Raw genomic sequence first — 20,369 nt, forward strand, 5'->3', positions numbered from 1 at the left:
GTTGCGCAACGCACGTGCCGCGGGCCGGTCGAAGTACCCCGATGCGCGTGCTGCGGCGCACGCAGCCCGATCATGACCAATATCGGCGTGCCGTGCAAGCCGGGCCGTCCGCGCAGCAAACCGGTAAACTGATGCACAAACCGCAACATGACGGACGACATGCTGATCAACTGCGCTGCATACCAGGATGGCCGCAAGCTGGCCGACATCGATATCGACGCCATCAGCGACTACGTGTCGAAGCCCGAGTGCTTCGTGTGGGTCGCGCTGAAGGATCCGACGCCGGAGGAAATCGACCTGATGGGCGAGGAGTTCGGGCTGCACGAGCTCGCGCTCGAGGACGCCCGCAAGGGGCACCAGCGGCCGAAGATCGAGGAGTACGGCGATTCGCTGTTCGCCGTGCTGCATACGGTCGAGCTCGACGAGGACGACGAATTCAAGGTCGGCGAACTGAACGTGTTCGTCGGCCCGAACTACGTGCTGTCGATCCGCAACCATACCGAGCATGATTTCCGCGACGTGCGCAAGCGCTGCGAGCGGGAGCCGCATCTGCTGCGGGAGGGCTCGGCGTTCGTGTTCTACGCGTTGATGGACCAGGTGGTCGACCGCTACTTTCCGATCCTCGAAACGCTCGGTGCGGAGCTCGAGGAACTGGAGGACCGCATCTTCGCGAAAGCGACGCCCGCGTCGTCGCGCGCGATCATCGAGGATCTCTATTCGCTGAAACGCCGGCTCGTGATGCTGTACCAGCACACGGCGCCGCTGATGGAGCCGCTCGCCAAGCTCACCGGCGGGCGCGTGCCGCAGGTGTGCAGCGGGATGGCCGCTTATTTCCGCGACGTGTACGACCATCTGCAGCGGATCGTGAAGACGATTGAAGGACGCCGGGAGATGGTCGTCACGGCGATCCAGGTCAACCTCGGGATGATTTCGCTCGCCGAGAACGAAGTGACGAAGCGGCTCGGCTCGTTCGCCGCGCTGTTCGCGATACCGACGATGATCGCCGGCATCTACGGGATGAATTTCGCGAACATGCCCGAGCTGCACCTGAAATACGGCTTCTACGGCTGCATCGCGGTGATGGTCGTCGCCGATCTCGCGCTGTGGTGGCGTTTCAAGCGGGCAGGGTGGCTGTAGCCGGCTCAGGCCTGGCGTGGCGCGTGCTTGCCGACCACGACGCGCCACGGCCGCACGCGCCACGATTTCACGAGGCCGTTCTGCACGTACGGATCGGCGCGCGCGAACGATTCGGCCGCTTCCGGCGAATCGCCTTCGAACACGAGCACGGCCTGATCGGCCGGGTCCGCCAGCGCACCGGCGAGCATCAGTTCGCCGCGCTCGGTCGCGGCCTGCGCGAGTGCGAGATGCTGCGCGCGGAAGGGTTCGCGCCGCGACAGGTAATCGTCGACGAGTTCGTAGATCAACTGGTAATGCATGATCGCTCCCGGAGTCGGTGGGTGCCGCCGGATCGCGGGCCGGCCGGCTCAGTATAGGGCACCGTACGGCCTTTGGCAGTGCGCTTTGCGCGGCGCGGCGCACGGTTGTCAGGGCGTCGGACGGATCGAAATGTGTGACCGGCTTTCGTCGACATTTTGGAATAAACGCAACTAACGGTCTGGTTTTCAAAGCGCCCGGATAGTGACGGGCGCCTTCGCACCACAGCACTGGTGCCTGGAATCGTCTGCAGGAAAAGAGGGGCAGTCACGTCCATTCCGGCCGGGGATTCCACGTGCCGGCGGCGGCTTCCGGGGCCGGCGAAAAGGGATCGGAACCGTGCGCGGGGCCGCCCGGGCGGGCGCTGCGCGCGGGCGTTTCCATTGGCCGGAATGCGACCTATGCTGAACGAATCCGGAGCGAACTCCGTTCGCCCGATTCGCCCAGACGAGGTGAGCCATGCCTGTATCAGCCACCCTGCAGGATTGCCTGCGCCAGAAGTCATCGCGGTACGAAGTCGTGTACCACCCCTATAGCCATACGAGCATGGAGACGGCCGCCGCCGCGCATATCCCCGGCGACCGCCTCGCGAAAACCGTGCTCCTCGAGGACGACGAGGGCTACGTCGCCGCGGTCTTGCCGACCACGCACGCGGTGCGCCTGTCGGATCTCTGGGTGAAGACGGGACGCCATCTCGTGCTCGCCCGGGAGGTCGAATTGCGCGAACTGTTCAAGGACTGCGACATGGGCGCGCTGCCGCCGGTATGCATGGCGTACGGGATGAAGACGTTCCTCGAGGAACGTCTCGCGCAGCAGCCGGAAGTCTATTTCGAGGCCGGCGACCACGAAGCGCTGATCCACATGATGCAGGATGAATTCCTGACGCTGATGGAGACGGCCGAACGCGCGCATTTCTCGCACAAGATGCAAGGGATGATGCTGTCCTGAGGGAGCCTCGAATGCGGTGATGCGCAGGGCCGGTGCGCAGGCATGCGCACCGGCGGGGAGGGTGTGTGCCTGCTTGATTGCGATGTTCCATCCAGTTAATTCGACATACGAATCTATTTCACGAGGTCTGAATTAAATTCAATTCGACCTTTGTTGTGTCGGATTCCTGTTTATTCCAGCAAGGTTGACTCGTCCCGTCGACGTGTCACGGCATGCGATACCGGCGTGCTTCGATGCGGGCGCCCCGAAGCGCCGGTCGACCGCCTCCCATATTGACGCGTGGCGGGGTACGTTCGGCTCGTTGCCCCCAAGGGGGAGGTCATTTCCCGTGCCGCACGGGAAATACACGAAAATCCATGTCGGACGGGTTCGATATACGGATTGGAATATATCCATACAAATCAATTACCAATTCAATAATAAATACTTGATTTGTGCTTACCAGAATATTATTTGAATAAGCCCTCCAAACTTTGTATTTGGGCATCAAATAAAGTTTGACGGCAAAATTTTTTCCTTGCTATCGTCTGCACCCAAGTGAACGGCGCCATTGACATCACCGCGTAACGAACGGCGAATCGTCATACGAATTGCGAGGGGCGCCAGCTCAGCTGACAATTGCCTGACCGCGCGGGTGGGTGTTTTTCCGGTATAAATCCGGGCCGCATCGGCGCAACGATTTCGTGAAAAAGAATGAATTGGAATTCGAATGTGATTCTTTCAATTCGGATTGCTAATTGAATTTGAAATGAAATGTTCGGGGTGATGCGGTGGCGCTGCCGACCTGGCTGCGCTGCCGGCCGCAACCCGAAACTGGGCGAATCGCTTGGGGGATGGATGGTGGGCATGAAAGTCGAAGAACATCTGGCTACTTCGAACAGCGGGCTGGCCACGCTGGGGCGTCCGAGAGAGTTCGGCAAGAAGCAGCAGAACCCGGTGCGCCGGTTCGGCGGCATCGGGATCGTCCTGGTACTGCATGCAGTGCTGATCTACGCGCTGCTCAACGGCCTCGCGACCAAAGTCGTGCAGGTGATCCAGCATCCGATCGAGACCCGCATCATCGAGCCGGTCAAACCGCCGCCGCCACCGCCGATGCCGGTGGTCAAACTCCCGCCACCGAAATTCGCACCACCGCCGCCGCCGTTCGTGCCGCCGCCGGAAGTCCAGGTGCAGGCGCCGCCGCAGGCGACGATCACGCACCAGGCGGCCCCGGTGCCGTCCGCGCCGGCCGTGCAGGCGCCGGTGGTGGCGCCGCCGGCACCGGCCAAGCCGGTCAGCCATGACGTCGGGGTCGTCTGCCCGAATTCGGACGCGCTGCGTGCGTCGATCCAGTATCCGAAGGAAGCGCAGGAAAACAACATCACCGGTGACGTGACGATCGAGTTCGTCGTGGATGCGGAAGGGAACATCACGAACGAGCGCGTCGCGCAGTCCGCGGATCCGATCCTCGATCGAGCCGCGTACAACACCGTGAAACGGTTCAAATGCGTCGCACAGGGCCAGTCGGTGCGGGTCCAGGTGCCGTTCTCGTTCAATCTGAATTGATGCAGTGGGCGGCCCGGCACGCGCCGGGTCGGGGAAAACCGTCTCGAACTTACGTAATAAGTTCACCGAAAGAACTGGAGTGGGGTATGACGAAGCGTTCACTGGCCGCGCTGGCGGCAAGCATGTTGATGTCCGTCGCCGTGGTCGACGGGTTCGTTGCGCCGCAGCTCGCCCATGCGCAGGCCAGCGGGGCGGCCGATGCATCGGCGCAGGCCGCGGCGCCGTCGGCCGCGCCGGCCACGGTCCCGGCCGCCGCCGAGCCGGCTCCGCCGCCCGCGCCGGCCACGACGGTGGCGGTCGACAATCCGTACGGGCTCGGCGCGCTGTGGAAGAACGGCGATTTCGTCGCGCGTTTCGTGCTGATCCTGCTGGTGATCATGTCGATGGGAAGCTGGTACATCATGGTCACGAAGTTCCTGGAGCAGTTGCGCGCGAATCGCCGCGCGAAACTGGCCGACGAGCAGCTCTGGACCGCGCCGTCGCTGGCCGAGGGCGCCAGGATGCTCGACGAGGCGTCGCCGTTCCGGTTCATCGCCGAAACCGCGATCGAAGCCGGCGAGCATCACGAAGACGCGCTGCTCGAAGCGGTCGACCGCAACACGTGGATCGACGTATCGGTCGAGCGCTCGATCACGAACGTATCGAACCGGATGCAGGACGGCCTCGCGTTCCTGGCCACGGTGGGGTCGACCGCGCCGTTCGTCGGGCTGTTCGGCACCGTCTGGGGAATCTATCACGCGCTGACGGCGATCGGCATCGCGGGCCAGGCCTCGATCGACAAGGTCGCGGGCCCGGTGGGCGAGGCGCTCATCATGACCGCGATCGGCCTCGCCGTCGCGGTGCCGGCGGTGCTCGGCTACAACTTCCTGGTCCGGCGCAACAAGTCGGTGATGGAGCGGGTCCGCAACTTCGGCGCGCAACTGCACACGGTGCTGCTGGCCGGCAACCGGCGCCCGGTGCGGGCGGCGGCGCCGGCGGCGTCGCTCGCGAACTGACCGGCTGACGGAGGCGCGCGATGGCCATGAACGTCGGGCAGGACGATAGCGATGAGGTGATCGCCAACATCAACACGACGCCGCTCGTCGACGTGATGCTGGTGTTGTTGATCATCTTCCTGATCACGATTCCGGTCGTGACGCACACGATCCAGCTTCAGTTGCCGAAGGAGACGGTGCAGCCGCTGCAGACGACGCCGAAAAGCATCGAGATCGCGGTGAATCGCGACGGCGATTTCTTCTGGGGCGAGCAGCTGGTGGACGCGACGACGCTGCTCGCGAAGCTCAAGAGCGTGTCGCAACAACAGCCGCAGCCGAGCGTCCACGTGCGGGGCGACCAGAACACGCGCTACGAGTTCATCGGGCGAGTGGTCACGATGTGCGAGCGCGCGGGGATCGCGAAGCTGTCTTTCATTACGGAGCCGCCGGCGCGCGGCGGTTAGGCGCCAACGCGGATCCACAGGAGTCGACGATGGGGATGAACGTGCCTTCGGGCGGGAGCAATGCGGAACCGGACGTGATGGTGGACATCAACACCACGCCGCTGATCGACGTGATGCTGGTGCTGCTGATCATGCTGATCATCACGATTCCGATCCAGATGCATTCGGTGAAGATGGACCTGCCGGTCGGCAACCCGCCGCCGCCGGCCGCGCCGCCGGAAGTCGTGCAGATCGATATCGACTTCGACGGCACGACGACGTGGAACGGCGCGCCGGTGCCGGACCGTTCGGCGCTCGAGGCGAAACTGTCGCAGGTGGCGGCGGAACCCGTGCAGGCGGAGATCCACCTGCGTCCGAACAAGCTGGTGCCGTACAAGGACGTGGCGGCCGTGCTGGCGTCCGCGCAGCGCGTGGGCGCGACCAAGATCGGCCTGATCGGCAACGAACAGTTCATGCAATGACGAAACGGACGAGCCGATGAACCAGCGACGATGGAAACGGATGGTGGCGGTGACGGCGCTCGGCGCGGCCTGCATGCTCGGCCGGCCGGCGCTGCCGGCGGACGCGCTGCGGCCGGACGTGGCGAAACCGCTCGCGGCGGCGCAGGAGTTGTACCGCGCGCACAAGTATCGCGACGCGCTCGGCAAGATCGCCCAGGCGGCGGCCGTGCCCAACCGGACGCCGTACGAAACGTACATGGTGGAGGAGATGCGCGGCGCGGCGGCGATGGCGGCTGGCGACACGGGCACGGCCGCGCAGGCGTACGAGTCGGTGCTGAACTCGGGGCGGCTGTCGGGCGAGGACGAGCAGCGAACCACGGCCGCGCTGGCCGGCATCTACTTCCAGCAAAAGAACTACCCGCTGGCGATCCGGACCGCACAGCGCTACCTGAAGGCCGGCGGCACGGATCCCGAAATGCGCACGCTGCTCACGCAGTCGTACTACCTGTCGAACGATTGCACGCCGGTCATGAGCCAGTTGAAGGCGAGCACCGACACCCAGGCGAACGGCGGGCACGCGCCGGACGAAGGGCAGTTGCAGATGCTCGCGACGTGCGCGCAGAAAGTGAAGGACGGCAACGCGTATCGCGGGGCACTCGGGCTGCTGGTCGCCTACCATCCGAGTCCCGCGTACTGGGACGAAATGATCGCGGCCATTCGCGGCACGCCCGGGTATCTGTCGTCGCTCGACCTCGACATCTACCGGTTGCGCCGTGCGACGGGCTCGCTTGCGACGGCCGACGCGTACATGGAGATGACCCAACTCGCGCTGGTTGCGGGGTCTCCCGCCGAAGGCAAGCAGGTGATCGACCAGGGGTTCGCGACCGGCGTACTCGGCAAGGACGCGCAGGCGGATCGCGAGAAACGGCTGCAGGCGCTTGCCGCGAAGCGCGCGCAACCGGGCGGGGACGCCGCGACGCCGGTGACGCCGCTCGACACGGGCATGAATCTCGTCTTTGCGGGCCGGGCGCAGCAGGGTTTGCCGATGATGGAGCAGGCGATCGCCAAGGGCGGCCTCGAGCATCCCGACGCGGCGCGACTGCGGCTCGGCGAGGCGTACTACGTGGCCGGCCAGAAGGCGCGTGCGGTGCAGGTGCTGCGCACGGTCAAGGGAACCGACGGTTCCGGTGACCTGGCCAGGCTGTGGACGGCGGTGGCTTCCCGGTAACGCAACGAAAGAGCGCCGGCACACGACGCGGGCGCAGTCAGTCGGCAAGCGGCGTGCCGCCGCGAGCGTTCCGATGCATGGCGGTCAGGTTCAACGACGAAAAGGGGCAACCTTGTTAGTTAGTAAGCCGAATGAAATGAGCGAGACGCGTGCGGGCGGGCCGCGACGGTGCCGCGCCGCGCCGCGCACGGCCCGCCCGCGGCTGCCGTGCGCGGGCCGGTATCGCGCCGGGCCGTGCGCATCGTGGCTTCGGTCAACGATCGCCGACATCAAACCGATTTCGACTGCGAGGCTCCGTCCTTCCATGGTTGTGCCCCCTGATGAGTCGGTGCTCGTCGCCGTGTCGCTCGGCAACAAGATCCGGGCGCTGCGTCAGCGCCTGAAACTCACGCTCGACGAAACGGCCGGCATCGCCGGTATCTCGAAGCCGTTCCTGTCGCAGGTCGAGCGCGGGCGGGCCACGCCGTCGATCACGTCGCTGGTCCGGATCGCGAAAGCGCTGGGCGTGACGATGCAGTACTTCATCGACACGCCGACGGAAGCGCGTTCGGTGTGTCGCGGCAACGCGCTGCGGTATTTCCAGTTCGCGAACTCGGCGAGCCTGTTCGCGCGGCTGACGAATCCGGCCGACGACCGCAAGCTCGACGCGATCCTCGTCAGGATGCCGGCGGGGCAGCAGCCGTCCGAGATGACCACGCATGCGGGCGAGGAGTTCGTCTATGTGATGCGCGGGCAGGTCGCGCTGACCCTCGAGGACTGCACGTTCACGCTGAACGAGGGCGATACCGCGCATTACGAGTCGACGATGCCGCATGCGTGGCACAACACGGCCGACGAGGAAGCCGTGATCGTCTGGGTCGGCACGCCGAGGCTGTTCTAGCGGCGCCGGCCACGCTTCGGGCCGCGACGAAGGAGAAGTACCCGATCGAAGGAGGGGCGCGCGTCACGATGCGCCATCCGTCGAACCGGCAGGAAGCAGGCGTTGCGCTCAAGGTAGGTAATTAGTATGACGAATCAAAAGAAAAAACGGTCGTGCTGAATGGTGCGGGTGCCCCGAGGCCGATCCGTTCGAGTCATGGCAGTCGAAACAGTGGCAATCGCGGGTTCCGGTACACGGGCACCCAGGACGCGCAAGGAATTCACAAGGTTCCGGCGCACGGCAGGTGGGGTCTTACTACGAGCGAGAGGAAACAAGATGAAGCAGAGAGTGTTGGCGTTGGCCATCAAGAGGATAGTCTGGGCGGAACTCGCGTTGACGGCCGCACTGGCGCCGTCGGCGTTCGCCCAGAGCCAGCCGGCGCCGGGCGCCGTCGCCATCGCGGATGCGGTCGCGAACGGCGCACCCGTGACCGTCGCGCAGGCGGGCGGCACCGCCGCTGCGGGGGCCGCGGCCCCCGATGTGGCGTCCGGTGCGGCAGCCGAGGCAACGCCTGCGGCATCCGCCGAGAACGGGCAGGGCAAGGTCGCGCAGATCAAGCGGTTCGAGGTGACCGGCTCGCTGATCCGGCAATCCGACAAGACGGGCTTCCAGCAGGTGCAGACGATCACGCCGAAGGAAATCCAGGCCAGCGGCGCGGTGACGGTGACCGACTTCCTGCGCAATGCGACGGCCAACTCAGCGAACAGCTGGGGCGAAGGGCAATCGGGCAACTTCGCGGCCGGCGCGGCCGGCATCGCGCTGCGCGGCCTGTCGGAGAAATACACGCTCGTGCTGGTCGACGGCCAGCGCGTGGCGCCGTATGCGTTCTTCTCGAACAGCGTCGATTCGTTCTTCGACCTCAACACGTTGCCGCTCAACGACATCGAGCGCATCGAAATCGTGAAGACGGGCGCGGTGTCGCAATACGGGTCGGACGCGATCGGCGGCGTCGTCAACATCATCACGAAGCACAATTTCCGCGGGCTGCAACTCGACGGCAGCATCGGCAGCGCGATCAATGCCGGCAACGGCGACGGCACGACGAAATTCGGCGTGCTCGGCGGCTTCGGCGACCTGAACGCCGACCGCTTCAACGTGACGGCGGCACTGAGCTATTACAAGTCGAACGGCTTCACGCTGGCCGATCGCGATTCGACGCGCAACCAGGACTTCACGGGCAAGCCGGGCGGTTTTTCGCTGCTCGCGCCGTCCTACTGGAACATGCCTGACGGCAGTGCGCAGGCGCTGAACGGCTGCCCGTCCGGCGGGGCGGTTCGCCCGGCCGCGCCGAACTCGCTGTCGGCCGGCCTGCCGGGCACGATCTGCGCGTTCAACACGGCGGAAAGCACGTCGATCCTGCCGATGACCGAACGCCTGAACGCGAAGCTGCACGGCGACTTCAAGATCAACGACACGACGACGGCGTTCGCGGACTTCCTGGAAAGCTACAACACGACCACGACCAATGACGGCCTGTGGAACAACGTGATCGGCAACCCGCAGAACCCGGCGCTCGTCTGGAATCCGCAGACGCAGTTGCTGTCGCCGTTCAACACGGTCGTGCCGGTGACCAACCCGTACAACACGACGGGCGCGGCGACGCCGTTGACCTACGCGTTCCCGAACACGGTCGCGCAGAAGACCTGGGCGAACTACTGGCGCGCGGCGGCCGGCATCAAGGGTTCCTTTACGCTGCCGTACGGCGACTGGGACTGGGCGACGTCGGTCAGCCATTCGCAGAGCACGGTGTCGAACGTGTTCACGAACCAGCTGAACGTCAACGCGCTGAACAACATCTACCAGAACGGCACGCTGAACTTCGCGAACCCGGCCGCGACGCCGAACGCGTTCAACGGGCTGTACCAGGAAGCGAACAACCTCGGCATCTCGAAGCTCGACACGATCGATGCGACGCTGTCGACGCCGAACCTGTTCCATCTGCCGACCGGTGACGTCGGCATCGGTTTCGGCGCACAGTTCACGCACCAGAGCGAAACGCTGACGCCGGGCTCGGAGTACCTGTCCGGCGCGGTGATCTCGCCGGACCTGGAGACGGTGAACGGTGCGCGCAACGTCGCGGCCGTCTATTACCAGATCAACGTGCCGATCCTGGAGAACCTGACGTTCAGCCAGGCCGGCCGCTACGACCACTACACGGACGTGGGCGGCGCCTTCTCGCCGCGCTTTGCGTTGCGCTACCAGCCGATCAAGGCGCTGACGCTGTATACGTCGTACAACCGCGGGTTCCGTGCGCCGACCTTCGTCGAGGACAGCAAGTCGCAGACGCTCGGCATCCAGGTCGATCCGGCCACCGGGCAGAACTACACGTCGATCACGGTCGGCAACCCGAACCTCGCGCCGGAGCGCACGCGCAACTTCAACATCGGCTTCCAGGTCTCGCCGGCCCGCTACACGGACATCGGCTTCGACTGGTACAAGATCCGCATCGACAACGTGATCGGCCAGGGCAAGCCGTCGCAGGTCGTGACCGACCCGACGACCGGCCAGTTGCTGTACAAGGTCATTCCGTACCAGAACCTCGGTTACCTCGACACGAACGGCTTCGAAGGCACGTTCCGCCAGGGGCTGCCGCTCAAGGGCTGGGGCATGCTCACGCTGTCGGGCGACTGGGCGTACATCAACAGCTACAAGATCGGCTTCCCGGGCGGCGCACCGGTGAACGGCGCGGGCAACAACTTCACGATCACGCAGCCGTTCGGCGGCAGTTTCCCGCGCTGGCGCGGCAACACGACGCTGGACTGGAACTATCGCAAGTTCGATGCGGCGCTGACGTGGCAGTTCACGGGCCCGTACGCGCAGAACCTGATGGCGGAGCCGCCGAAAGTCGGTTCGTACAGCCAGTTCAACCTGATGCTGACGTACACGGGCTTCAAGAACTGGACGATCTACGGCGGCATCGACAACATCTTCAACCGCACGCCGCCGTACGATCCGATCTTCGCGAACGGCACGCTGAGCCAGAGCGGGTACGACACGTCGGTGTACTCGTACATCGGCCGGTTCGCGCAGGTCGGCGCGACGTACAAGTTCTGATGGAGGCGGCGATGGATTGACAGGCTTGGACGGGCCGCTCCACGTCCACACCTCCCCTTTGTTTGGAGCGGCCCTTTTTCGCCTGGCGCCACGCGGGCCCGCAATCGCGGCACGCGACGGCGCGGCGTTTCGATCTTGCACCATGAACCACCAGCGGGACGCGGCCGGCACGCGGCGTCCGGCACAGGCATCGACCGTGCGAAGGCTTCGCGCCCGCACGCTTCCGGACAGACTGACCATGAGACTGTTGAAATGGCGAGGGGCACGCGTGTCGCACCGCACGCGTCCGATGCGCGCGCAGGCGCGAATGCGTCGCGGCGTGCGTGCCGCGTTGTTTGCCTGCGCGGTGCTGCTCGTGTCGAGCGGTGCGCTGCCGCGGGACGCGCTCGCGGTGCCGGCGATCTCGCAATACGATCAGCCGAAATATCCGCCGGACTTCACGCATTTCGACTACGCGGATGTAAACGCGCCCGACACCGGCACGCTCGATTTCGAAAACTACGACGAAGCGCAGAGCTACGACTCGCTGAACCCGTTCCTCGTGCGCGGTTCGCCCGCGCCCGACATCAAGAACCTGATGTTCGACACGCTGATGCAGCGCAGCTGGGACGAACTCGCGTCCGAATACGCGCTGATCGCCGACGACGTCGAGGTTGCGCCGGACCGGCTGTCGGCGACGTTCCACCTCAACCCGGCCGCGCGATTCTCGAACGGCGACGCGATCACCGCGGCCGACGTCAAGTACTCGTTCGACACGCTGACGAGCCCGCAGGCGTCGCCGCTCTACAACGCGCAGTTCTCGATCATCAAGCGCGCGGTGGTGGTCGACGGCCACACGATCCGCTTCGAGTTCAAGCACGCGGAGCGCGACGCGGCGCTGATCGCGGGCGACCTGCCGGTGTTCTCGCCGAAATGGGGGCAACGCGCGGACGGCACGCGGCCGCCGTTCGACCAGATCGCGAACGTGCCGCCGATCGCGAGCGGCGCGTACCTGATCGAGCAGCGCAGGAACGACAAGCAGATCCGCTACGTGCGCAACCCGCGCTACTGGGCGGCGAACCTGCCGTCGCGGCGCGGGATGTTCCGCTTCGCGCACGTGACGTTCAAGCTTTACCTGGACCAGTACACGTCGCTCGAAGCGTTCAAGGCCGGCGACATCGATGCGCGCATGGAGTACAGCTCGACGCAGTGGGCACGCAAGTACGTCGGCACGAATTTCCGTAACGGGATGCTGAGGAAGGGCGAGTTCCCGGACGGCCCCGCGCAGATGCAGGGCTTCCTGATGAACCTGCGCAAGCCGATGTTCCAGGACGTGCGCGTGCGGCATGCGCTCGCGCTGGCGTTCGACTTCGACTGGATGAGCCGGATGATGTTCTACGGACAGTACCGCCGTACCAACAGCTTCTGGGAGGCGAGCCCGTTCGCGGCGTCCGGCATGCCGAGCGCGAAGGAACTCGCGCTGCTCGAGCCGTACCGGTCGACGTTGCCGCCGGCCGTATTCGGCCCGATGATCGCGCAGCCGTCGACGCTGCCGCCCGGCTCGCTGCGCGCGAACCTGAAGCAGGCGCGCGACTTGCTCGAGCAGGCCGGCTGGCACTACCGGGACGGCGCGCTGCGGGATGCGAACGGCACGCCGATGACGATCGAGATCATCGACGACCAGCCCGGCATGGACCGCCTGATCCTGCCGTACATGCAGGCGCTCGCGACGCTCGGCATCCACGCTTACCTGCACGAGATCGACAGCGCCGTCTACCTGAAGCGGCTCGACAATTTCGAGTACGACATGACGACGTACATCTACCTGCCCGTAACGATTCCGGGCGCGGAGCTGACGCGCCGGTTCGGCAGCGCGGCCGCGTCGCAGCCGGGCTCCGAGAACTATCCGGGCGTGAAGTCGAAGGCCGTCGATGCGCTGATCCGCGCGGCGCTCGCGGCCGACACGCTCGACGATCTCGAGACGGCCACGCATGCGCTCGACCGCGTGCTGATCAACCTGTACGTGCTGATCCCGCAGTACTACCTGCCGAACGCGCGGATCGGGTACAAGGCGACGCTCGGTCATCCGGCGGTCGTGCCGACCTCGTATCAGTACGAGGACTGGATCATCGACTACTGGTACGTGAAGAAGCCGGCGGCACAACCCGCACCGGCGGCCTGACGGGGAACGACGATGCTGGCATACATATTCAGGCGGCTGCTGCTGATGATTCCGACGCTGGTCGGGGTCGTGACGATCACGTTCGCGGTCACGCAGTTCGTGCCGGGCGGCCCGGTCGAGCAGGTGCTTGCGCAGTTGCGGCACGGCAGCGCACGCGGGGGCGAGGCGGGCGGAGGCGGGGGCGGCTATCACGGCAGCCAGGGCGTCGACCCGCAGCAGATCGCGCAAATCCGAAAACAGTTCGGCTTCGACAGGCCGCCGCTCGAACGCTACCTGCTGATGCTCAAAAGCTATGCGACGTTCGACCTCGGCCAGTCCTACTTCGCGCACCGCAGCGTGTGGGCGGTGATCCGCGCGAAGCTGCCGGTCTCGATCACGCTCGGGCTATGGACGGTGATCCTCACGTATCTCGTGTCGGTGCCGCTCGGCATCGCGAAGGCGGTGCGCAACGGCTCGCGGTTCGACACCGTGACGAGCGTGCTGGTGCTGACCGGTTACGCGGTGCCGGGTTTCGTGCTCGGCGTGCTGCTACTGATGCTGTTCGGCGGCGGCACGTTCTGGCAGGTGTTCCCGATGCGCGGGCTCACGTCGGACAACTTCGACGACCTGACGCTGATCGGCAAGACGCTCGACTACCTGTGGCACATCGTGATGCCCGTCACGGCGGCCGTGATCGGCAATTTCGCGATCGTCACGATCCTGACGAAGAACACGTTCCTCGAGGAAATCGGCCGGCAGTACGTGCTGACCGCGCGGGCGAAGGGGGCGCCGGAGCGCGACGTGCTGTGGAAGCACGTGCTGCGCAATGCGGCGATCCCGCTGCTCACCGGGCTGCCCGCGGCCTTCGTCGGCGCATTCCTGAACGGCAACCTGCTGATCGAGACGTTGTTCTCGCTCGACGGAATGGGGCAGCTGTCGTACGACGCGGTGATCCGTCGCGACTATCCGGTCGTGCTCGGCTCGCTGTTCCTGTTCACCCTGATCGGTCTGCTGACCAAGCTTATCGCGGATATCTGCTATGTCCTCGTCGACCCCCGTATCCAGTTCAGCCGCCTGGACCACTGATCCCGCGTGCGCGCCGTCGCCTTCGCCGTGGCGGCGTACCTGGCAGCGCTTTCGCGCGCAGCCGCTCGGCCATGCGAGCCTCGTGATCTTCGTCGTGCTGTTCGCGCTCAGCCTGTGTGCCGATGGCCTGTCGAACGACCGGCCGCTGCTCGTGCGCTACGACGGGCACTATTATTTCCCGATCGTGAAGGACTACCCGGAGACCGAGTTCGGCGGCGACTTTCCCGCGAAGACGAACTACCTCGATCCGTACATCCGCGCGAAGCTCGAGTCGCACGGCAATTTCGCGATCTATCCGCCGAATCGCTATCGCTACGACACGATCGACTACTTCGCGTCGCGGCCGTATCCGGCGCCGCCATCGGCGAGCAACTGGCTCGGCACCGACCAGTTCGGGCGCGACGTGCTCGCGCGGCTCCTGTACGGCTTTCGGCTGTCGGTGCTGATGGCGTTCGCGCTCACCGTGTCGGGCGTGCTGGTCGGCGTGCTGACGGGGGCGCTGCAGGGCTTCTACGGCGGCCGCACCGACCTGATCGGCCAGCGCCTGATCGAGATCTGGAGCGCGCTGCCGGACCTCTACCTGCTGATCATCTTCGCATCGATCTTCACGCCGTCGCTGTGGCTGCTGTTCATCCTGCTGTCGATGTTCGGCTGGCTCGTGCTGTCCGACTACGTACGCGCCGAATTCCTGCGCAACCGCATGCTCGATTACGTGAAAGCGGCCCGCACGATGGGGCTGACGAACGCGCAGATCATGTGGCGTCACGTGCTGCCGAACAGCCTCACGCCGGTGATCACGTTCCTGCCGTTCCGGATGAGCGCCGCGATCCTGTCGCTGACGAGCCTCGACTTCCTCGGTCTCGGCGTACAGCCGCCGACGCCGAGCCTCGGCGAGCTGCTTCAGGAGGGCAAGAACAACCTCGATGCGTGGTGGATCTCGATCTCCGCATTCGCCGCGCTGGTGGTGACGCTGCTGCTGCTCACGTTCATGGGCGACGCGTTGCGCAACGCGCTCGACACGCGCGCGCGCGGCTCGGCGTTCGGCGGAGGGCGATGATGGCGAACGCGTTGCTGCAGATCGACGGGTTTTCGGCGCGCTTCGGCGCGAAGCCCGCGGTGCGGGAACTGAGCCTGTCGATCGGCCGCGGCGAGCGTGTCGCGCTCGTCGGCGAATCGGGGTCGGGCAAGAGCGTGACGGCGCTGTCGATCCTGCGGCTCGCGCAACAGGCGGCGCTGTCGGGACGGATCCTGTTCGACGGCGAGGACCTGCTTGCGAAGACCGAACAGCAGATGCGCGGGATTCGCGGCGCCGACATCGCGATGGTGTTCCAGGAGCCGATGACCGCGCTGAATCCGCTGTATACGATCGGCAAGCAGATCGCCGAGAGCCTGCGGCTGCACGAGGGGCTGCGGCCCGGCGACGCACGCGAACGCGGGATCGCGCTGCTGCGGCGCACCGGGATTCCGGAGCCGGAGCGGCGCATCGACAGTTTTCCGCATCAGCTGTCGGGCGGGCAGCGCCAGCGGGCGATGATCGCGATGGCGCTGGCCTGCCGGCCGCGGCTGCTGCTGGCGGACGAACCGACGACGGCGCTCGACGTGACGGTGCGCCAGCAGATCGTCGATCTGCTGCTCGAACTGCAGGAGCAGGAAGCCGCCGCGCGCGGCATGGCCGTGCTGCTGATCACGCACGACCTGAACCTGGTGCGGCGCTTCGCGCAGCGCGTGGCCGTGATGGAGCAGGGCGTGCTGGTGGAGACGAACACGACCGATGCGCTGTTCGCCGCGCCGCAGCATGCGTACACGTGCCGGCTGCTCGACAGCGCGCCGCAGCGGGCCGTCGAGCCCGTCGCGGCCGCGGCGCGGACGATCCTCGACGTGCGCGATCTCGCGGTCGACTACCGCATCGCGGCGAAAGGCTGGCGCGGGGCGCTCGGCAAGACGACGTTCCGCGCGGTGCACGACGTGACGTTGTCGCTGAAGCGCGGCGAAACGCTCGGGATCGTCGGCGAGTCCGGCTCGGGGAAATCGACGCTGGCGGCGACGGTGCTCGGTCTGCAGCGGCCGGCGGCCGGCGCGATCGAAATCGACGGCCTGCCGCTCGACACGCTGCGGACCACGGGCGGCAGGCGCGCGCTGTACGGCAGGATGCAGGTGGTGTTCCAGGATCCGTTCGGCTCGCTGTCGCCGCGGATGACGGTCGAGCAGATCGTCGGCGAAGGGCTCGCGGTGCACCGGCCGCAGGTGACCGGGGACGCGCGGCGCGCGCGGATCGCCGCGCTGCTGCAGGAAGTCGGCCTGCCGGCCGAGTCGATGATGCGCTATCCGCACGAATTCTCCGGCGGCCAGCGGCAGCGGATCGCGATCGCGCGTGCACTGGCGGTCGAGCCGGAACTGCTGGTGCTGGACGAGCCGACCAGCGCGCTCGACGTGTCGATCCAGAAGCAGGTGCTGAATCTGCTGACGAATCTGCAAAAGAAGTACAAACTGAGCTACCTGTTCATTACGCACGATCTCGCGGTCATGCGTGCGATGGCCCACCGGGTCGTCGTGATGAAGGCGGGGCGCGTGGTCGAGGAGGGCGATACGCTCGACGTGCTGCAGGCGCCGTCCCATCCGTATACGCGCGCGCTGCTGGCGTCGTCGATGCTGGCGCCGGTGCGCGGCTCCCGAGAGAGAACCGATGATTGACGTGTACCGGGCGCAGCGCGCCCAGGCCGCCCGCGTGCCGGGCGGCCGAACGCCGGCGGTGCGCTGACGCATGTCGATGCCGTCGTTCTTCATCGATCGTCCGGTGTTTGCGTGGATCGTCGCGCTCGCGGTCGTCGTCGCGGGCGTGCTGGCGATTCCGCAACTGCCGATCGCGCAATATCCGCGCCTTGCGCCGCCGCGCGTCGTGATCACCGCCGCGTATCCGGGCGCGTCGACCGAGACGGTCGACGGCGACGTCGGCAGCATCATCGAGGAAAGCCTCGACGGCGCCGACGGGCTCCTGTACTACGAGACGAGCAGCGACGGTCACGGCAACCTCGAGATCGACGTGACGTTTTCGCCGGGCACCGATCCCGACATCGCGCTCGTCGACGTGAACAACCGGCTGAAGCAGGTCGAGTCGCGGTTGCCGCAGCAGGTCGTCCAGCAGGGGATCGGCGTGTTCAAGGCGGCGAACACGTTCCTGATGCTCGTCACGCTGACGTCGACCGACGGCATGCGCGATTCCGCGCAGCTCGGCGATTACCTGAACCGCTACGTGCTGCGCGAACTGAAGCGCGCGCCGGGCGTCGGCGCGGCGGAGCTGTGGGACGCCGACGAGGCGCTGCGGGTCTGGCTCGATCCGCACAAGCTGCGCGAATACGGCCTCGGCGCCGACGACGTGATCGCGGCGATCGGCGCGCAGAACGCGACGGTGACGGCCGGCGCGATCGGCGACGCGCCGTTTCCGGGCGGCCAGCAGCTCACCGCGCAGATCGTCGTCAAGGGGCAGCTCGCGTCGCCGGACGAGTTCGGCCGGATCGTGCTGAAGTCGAAGACGGACGGTTCGGCGGTGCGCGTCGCCGACGTCGCGCGCGTCGAGATCGGCCGCGACGACTACTCGTTCTATTCGCGGCTGAACGGCCGGCCGGCCGCGACGGTCGGCATCCAGCTCGGCCCGCGCGGCAATGCGCTCGAAACGTCGAATGCGATTCGTGCGCGGCTCGCCGAGCTGTCGAGGACGTTGCCGCCGGGCGTCGCGATCGAGATCCCGTTCGACGGCGCGCATTTCGTGACGATCGCGATCCGCGAGGTCGTGCTGACGCTGCTCGAGGCGGTCGTGCTGGTGTTCTGCGTGATGTGGCTGTTCCTGCGCGACCTGCGCTACACGCTGGTGCCGACCGTCGTGATTCCGGTCACGCTGATGGGCGCGTTCGTCGCCATGTGGGCGTTCGGGCTGTCGATCAACGTGTTCACGATGTTCGGTCTCGTGCTGGCGATCGGCATCCTCGTCGATGACGCGATCGTCGTCGTCGAGAGCGTGCACCGCGTGATGGAGGAGGGCGTGTCGCCGCGCGATGCCACGCGGCGCGCCATGAAGCGGATCGGCGGGGCGATCGTCGGCGTGACGGCGGTGCTGACCGCCGTGTTCGTGCCGATGGCGTTCTTTTCCGGGACCGTCGGCGGTATCTACCGGCAGTTCGCGGTGGCGATGATCGCGTCGATGCTGGTGTCGTCGTTCATGGCGCTGTCGCTCACGCCCGCGCTGTGCGCGAACCTGCTGAAGCCGGTCGCGCGGCACGACGGCAGGGCCGCCGATGCGCGGCGCCGCGGCATCGGCGCACGGCTGGCCGACCGGTTCGGGGCGGGTTTCGCGCGCGTCGAGGCCGGGTATCGCCGCGTCGCCGTGCTCGCGGTGCGGCGCACCGGCGTCGTCGTCGCGGTCTACGCGGCGCTCGTGATCGCATGCGCGCTGCTGTACTGGATGATGCCGGGCGGTTTCCTGCCGACCGAGGACCAGGGGCAGCTGCAGGTGATGATCCAGTTGCCGGCCGGCGCGACGCAGGCGCGCACGCTCGGGGTCGTCGAGCGTGTCGAGGCGATCTTGCGCGCGGAGCCGGCGATCGCGAACGTGACGAGCGTGGTCGGCTGGAGTTTCGCGGGCAGCGGGCAGAACGTCGGGATGGCGTTCGTCGAGTTGAAGGACTGGGCACGGCGCGACGTCGACGCGATGACGTTGCGCGACCGGCTCAACGGGCGTTTCGGCGAGATTCTCGACGGCGACGTCGAGGCGTCGCTGCCGCCTTCGGTGCGCGGCATCGGGCATGCCGACGGTTTCACGTTCCGGCTCGAGGATCGCGGCGGGGTCGGGCTCGATGCGTTGAAGGCGGCTCGCGAGCAACTGTCCGAACACGCGAAGGCGGATCCGCTGCTGGCTGCCGTGCATTTCGAAGACCTGCCGGACGCGCCGCGCATCGAGCTCGACGTCGATCGCGCGAAAGCGTATGCGCTCGGCGTACCGTTCGAGCGGATCGCGGGGCTCCTGGGCGGCACGTTCGGCTCGAACTACATTAACGATTTTCCGGCGTCGGGCCGGATGCGCCGGGTGATCATCGAGGCCGAGCCGGGCGCCCGCGCGACCGACACGCAACTGATGGCGCTGACCGTGCCGAACCGCACCGGCGACATGGTGCCGCTGTCGGCGATCGCCGCGCCGCACTGGACGATCGGCCCGGTGATGCTGAACCGTTACAACGGCTATCCGTCGCTCGACATCAGCGGCCGGGCGGCGGCCGGCACGAGTTCGGGCGCGGCGATGGCGGAGATGGAGCGGCTCGCCGGCGCGTTGCCGGCCGGAATCGGCTTCGACTGGGTCGATGCGGCGCGCGAGGAACAGGCCGCCGCGCGGCAGACGCCGCTGCTCGTCGGGCTGTCGGTGCTCGCGGTCTTCATGGCGCTCGCCGCGCTGTACGAAAGCTGGACGATTCCGCTGTCCGTGCTGACGATCGTGCCGCTCGGCGTGATCGGCGCGATCGCGGCGGCGTTCGCGCGCGGCATGCCGAACGACGTGTATTTCAAGGTCGGCATGATCACGGTGGTTGGCCTGGCGGCGAAGAACGCGATCCTGATCGTGCAGTACGCACGTGACCTGGCCGCGCGCGGCGTGCCGCTGCGGCAGGCGGTGATCGACGCGGCTGCCGCGCGGTTCAGGCCGATCGTGATGACGTCGATGGCGTTCCTGCTCGGCGTCGTGCCGCTCGTGCTGGCGACGGGCGCGGGCGCCGAAAGCCGGCGGTCGATCGGTACGGGCGCGTTTGGAGGCGTGTTGGCGGCGACGCTGTTCGGGCTCGTGTTTGCGCCGGTCGCGTTTCGTCTGGTGGTGTCCGCCGGCCGGCGTGGCCGGCAGGCTGTCGGGACGCCGCGCGACGCGCGGCGGGCGGAAACGATCGGGGATCTGGAGGTGGATTGAGGATGGGAAGCGGGTCGTTTTCGGTCGGGTCAGCGGTTGGATGGTGCCAATCCAGACGGAAATATCTTATTTGACATAATCACAATTATCGACAGTTTGGATTGTAGTGGCTAGATTGAAATGTCCGCTTTTGGCTACATAGATGGAATGGTCGCCTCCCGCCTCAACGGGCCGTCCGGCGCCGCAATCTCGCGTC

At 66.4% G+C, this 20,369-nt stretch carries 15 protein-coding genes; 14 read left to right on the forward strand and 1 reads right to left on the reverse strand.

Translation table 11 applies throughout. From position 1 onward, the window contains the following. Positions 1–159 precede the first annotated feature (159 nt). On the forward strand, positions 160–1,137 hold the full coding sequence (gene corA, locus AC0KUR_RS34430) for a magnesium/cobalt transporter CorA (RefSeq protein WP_034187007.1): 978 nt from the start codon (positions 160–162) through the stop codon (positions 1,135–1,137). A gap of 5 nt (positions 1,138–1,142) precedes the next feature. On the opposite strand, the gene AC0KUR_RS34435 is transcribed toward corA, so the two are convergent. Next, positions 1,143–1,436: a YciI-like protein gene (locus AC0KUR_RS34435; protein ID WP_034186838.1), complete on the reverse strand. Its 294-nt coding sequence runs from the start codon at positions 1,434–1,436 to the stop codon at positions 1,143–1,145. A gap of 457 nt (positions 1,437–1,893) precedes the next feature. On the opposite strand from AC0KUR_RS34435, the gene AC0KUR_RS34440 reads away from it, so the two are divergent. From AC0KUR_RS34440 to AC0KUR_RS34500, 13 genes are all read left to right on the forward strand, one after another. Continuing rightward, positions 1,894–2,382, forward strand: coding sequence for an aminoacyl-tRNA deacylase (locus AC0KUR_RS34440; RefSeq protein ID WP_034186839.1), 489 nt, complete (start codon positions 1,894–1,896; stop codon positions 2,380–2,382). Positions 2,383–3,228: 846 nt separating this feature from the next. After that, positions 3,229–3,927 (forward strand): energy transducer TonB, encoded by a 699-nt coding sequence (locus AC0KUR_RS34445; protein ID WP_034187008.1) that lies wholly within the window; start codon positions 3,229–3,231, stop codon positions 3,925–3,927. A gap of 86 nt (positions 3,928–4,013) precedes the next feature. Then, a complete protein-coding gene (locus tag AC0KUR_RS34450; RefSeq protein WP_473377131.1) occupies positions 4,014–4,922 on the forward strand; it encodes a MotA/TolQ/ExbB proton channel family protein in 909 nt (302 codons plus the stop codon). Positions 4,923–4,942: 20 nt separating this feature from the next. After that, on the forward strand, positions 4,943–5,365 hold the full coding sequence (locus tag AC0KUR_RS34455) for an ExbD/TolR family protein (protein WP_089472862.1): 423 nt from the start codon (positions 4,943–4,945) through the stop codon (positions 5,363–5,365). A 29-nt stretch (positions 5,366–5,394) separates the two neighbouring features. Then, complete coding sequence (locus AC0KUR_RS34460) at positions 5,395–5,826, forward strand: ExbD/TolR family protein (RefSeq protein WP_034186842.1); 432 nt, start codon at positions 5,395–5,397, stop codon at positions 5,824–5,826. Between the two features lie 16 nt (positions 5,827–5,842). Further along, positions 5,843–7,033 carry a tetratricopeptide repeat protein gene (locus AC0KUR_RS34465; protein ID WP_473377132.1) on the forward strand — a complete coding sequence of 397 codons (1,191 nt, stop codon included), beginning with the start codon at positions 5,843–5,845 and terminating at the stop codon, positions 7,031–7,033. A 304-nt stretch (positions 7,034–7,337) separates the two neighbouring features. Then, entirely contained in the window at positions 7,338–7,913 is a 576-nt protein-coding gene (locus tag AC0KUR_RS34470) for a helix-turn-helix domain-containing protein (RefSeq protein ID WP_034186844.1), read from the forward strand. A gap of 315 nt (positions 7,914–8,228) precedes the next feature. Beyond that, entirely contained in the window at positions 8,229–11,006 is a 2,778-nt protein-coding gene (locus tag AC0KUR_RS34475) for a TonB-dependent receptor (RefSeq protein WP_473377133.1), read from the forward strand. A 238-nt stretch (positions 11,007–11,244) separates the two neighbouring features. Next, positions 11,245–13,167, forward strand: a complete 1,923-nt coding sequence (locus AC0KUR_RS34480) for an extracellular solute-binding protein (RefSeq protein WP_473377134.1) — start codon at positions 11,245–11,247, stop codon at positions 13,165–13,167. A 12-nt stretch (positions 13,168–13,179) separates the two neighbouring features. Then, positions 13,180–14,232 carry a microcin C ABC transporter permease YejB gene (locus AC0KUR_RS34485; RefSeq protein WP_473377135.1) on the forward strand — a complete coding sequence of 351 codons (1,053 nt, stop codon included), beginning with the start codon at positions 13,180–13,182 and terminating at the stop codon, positions 14,230–14,232. Further along, positions 14,186–15,289, forward strand: coding sequence for an ABC transporter permease (locus AC0KUR_RS34490; RefSeq protein WP_059557640.1), 1,104 nt, complete (start codon positions 14,186–14,188; stop codon positions 15,287–15,289). The genes AC0KUR_RS34485 and AC0KUR_RS34490 overlap by 47 nt, the downstream gene beginning before the upstream one ends. After that, on the forward strand, positions 15,289–16,923 hold the full coding sequence (locus tag AC0KUR_RS34495) for an ABC transporter ATP-binding protein (protein WP_473377136.1): 1,635 nt from the start codon (positions 15,289–15,291) through the stop codon (positions 16,921–16,923). The genes AC0KUR_RS34490 and AC0KUR_RS34495 overlap by 1 nt, the downstream gene beginning before the upstream one ends. 76 nt (positions 16,924–16,999) lie before the next feature. Continuing rightward, positions 17,000–20,173, forward strand: a complete 3,174-nt coding sequence (locus tag AC0KUR_RS34500) for a multidrug efflux RND transporter permease subunit (RefSeq protein WP_059557849.1) — start codon at positions 17,000–17,002, stop codon at positions 20,171–20,173. Positions 20,174–20,369 lie beyond the last annotated feature (196 nt).

Source organism: Burkholderia sp. YHN3-13, assembly GCF_055810675.1.

What these genes read in the sequence shown, in the direction of transcription:
- AC0KUR_RS34440 (WP_034186839.1), top strand. Translation starts at nt 1,894, where the DNA reads ATGCCTGTATCAGCCACCCTGCAGGATTGCCTGCGCCAGAAGTCATCG.
- AC0KUR_RS34495 (WP_473377136.1), top strand. Translation starts at nt 15,289, where the DNA reads ATGGCGAACGCGTTGCTGCAGATCGACGGGTTTTCGGCGCGCTTCGGC.
- AC0KUR_RS34480 (WP_473377134.1), top strand. Translation starts at nt 11,245, where the DNA reads ATGAGACTGTTGAAATGGCGAGGGGCACGCGTGTCGCACCGCACGCGT.
- AC0KUR_RS34450 (WP_473377131.1), top strand. Translation starts at nt 4,014, where the DNA reads ATGACGAAGCGTTCACTGGCCGCGCTGGCGGCAAGCATGTTGATGTCC.
- AC0KUR_RS34455 (WP_089472862.1), top strand. Translation starts at nt 4,943, where the DNA reads ATGGCCATGAACGTCGGGCAGGACGATAGCGATGAGGTGATCGCCAAC.
- AC0KUR_RS34445 (WP_034187008.1), top strand. Translation starts at nt 3,229, where the DNA reads ATGAAAGTCGAAGAACATCTGGCTACTTCGAACAGCGGGCTGGCCACG.
- AC0KUR_RS34490 (WP_059557640.1), top strand. Translation starts at nt 14,186, where the DNA reads ATGTCCTCGTCGACCCCCGTATCCAGTTCAGCCGCCTGGACCACTGAT.
- AC0KUR_RS34470 (WP_034186844.1), top strand. Translation starts at nt 7,338, where the DNA reads ATGGTTGTGCCCCCTGATGAGTCGGTGCTCGTCGCCGTGTCGCTCGGC.
- AC0KUR_RS34460 (WP_034186842.1), top strand. Translation starts at nt 5,395, where the DNA reads ATGGGGATGAACGTGCCTTCGGGCGGGAGCAATGCGGAACCGGACGTG.
- corA (WP_034187007.1), top strand. Translation starts at nt 160, where the DNA reads ATGCTGATCAACTGCGCTGCATACCAGGATGGCCGCAAGCTGGCCGAC.
- AC0KUR_RS34475 (WP_473377133.1), top strand. Translation starts at nt 8,229, where the DNA reads ATGAAGCAGAGAGTGTTGGCGTTGGCCATCAAGAGGATAGTCTGGGCG.
- AC0KUR_RS34465 (WP_473377132.1), top strand. Translation starts at nt 5,843, where the DNA reads ATGAACCAGCGACGATGGAAACGGATGGTGGCGGTGACGGCGCTCGGC.
- AC0KUR_RS34500 (WP_059557849.1), top strand. Translation starts at nt 17,000, where the DNA reads ATGCCGTCGTTCTTCATCGATCGTCCGGTGTTTGCGTGGATCGTCGCG.
- AC0KUR_RS34435 (WP_034186838.1), bottom strand. Translation starts at nt 1,436, where the DNA reads ATGCATTACCAGTTGATCTACGAACTCGTCGACGATTACCTGTCGCGG.
- AC0KUR_RS34485 (WP_473377135.1), top strand. Translation starts at nt 13,180, where the DNA reads ATGCTGGCATACATATTCAGGCGGCTGCTGCTGATGATTCCGACGCTG.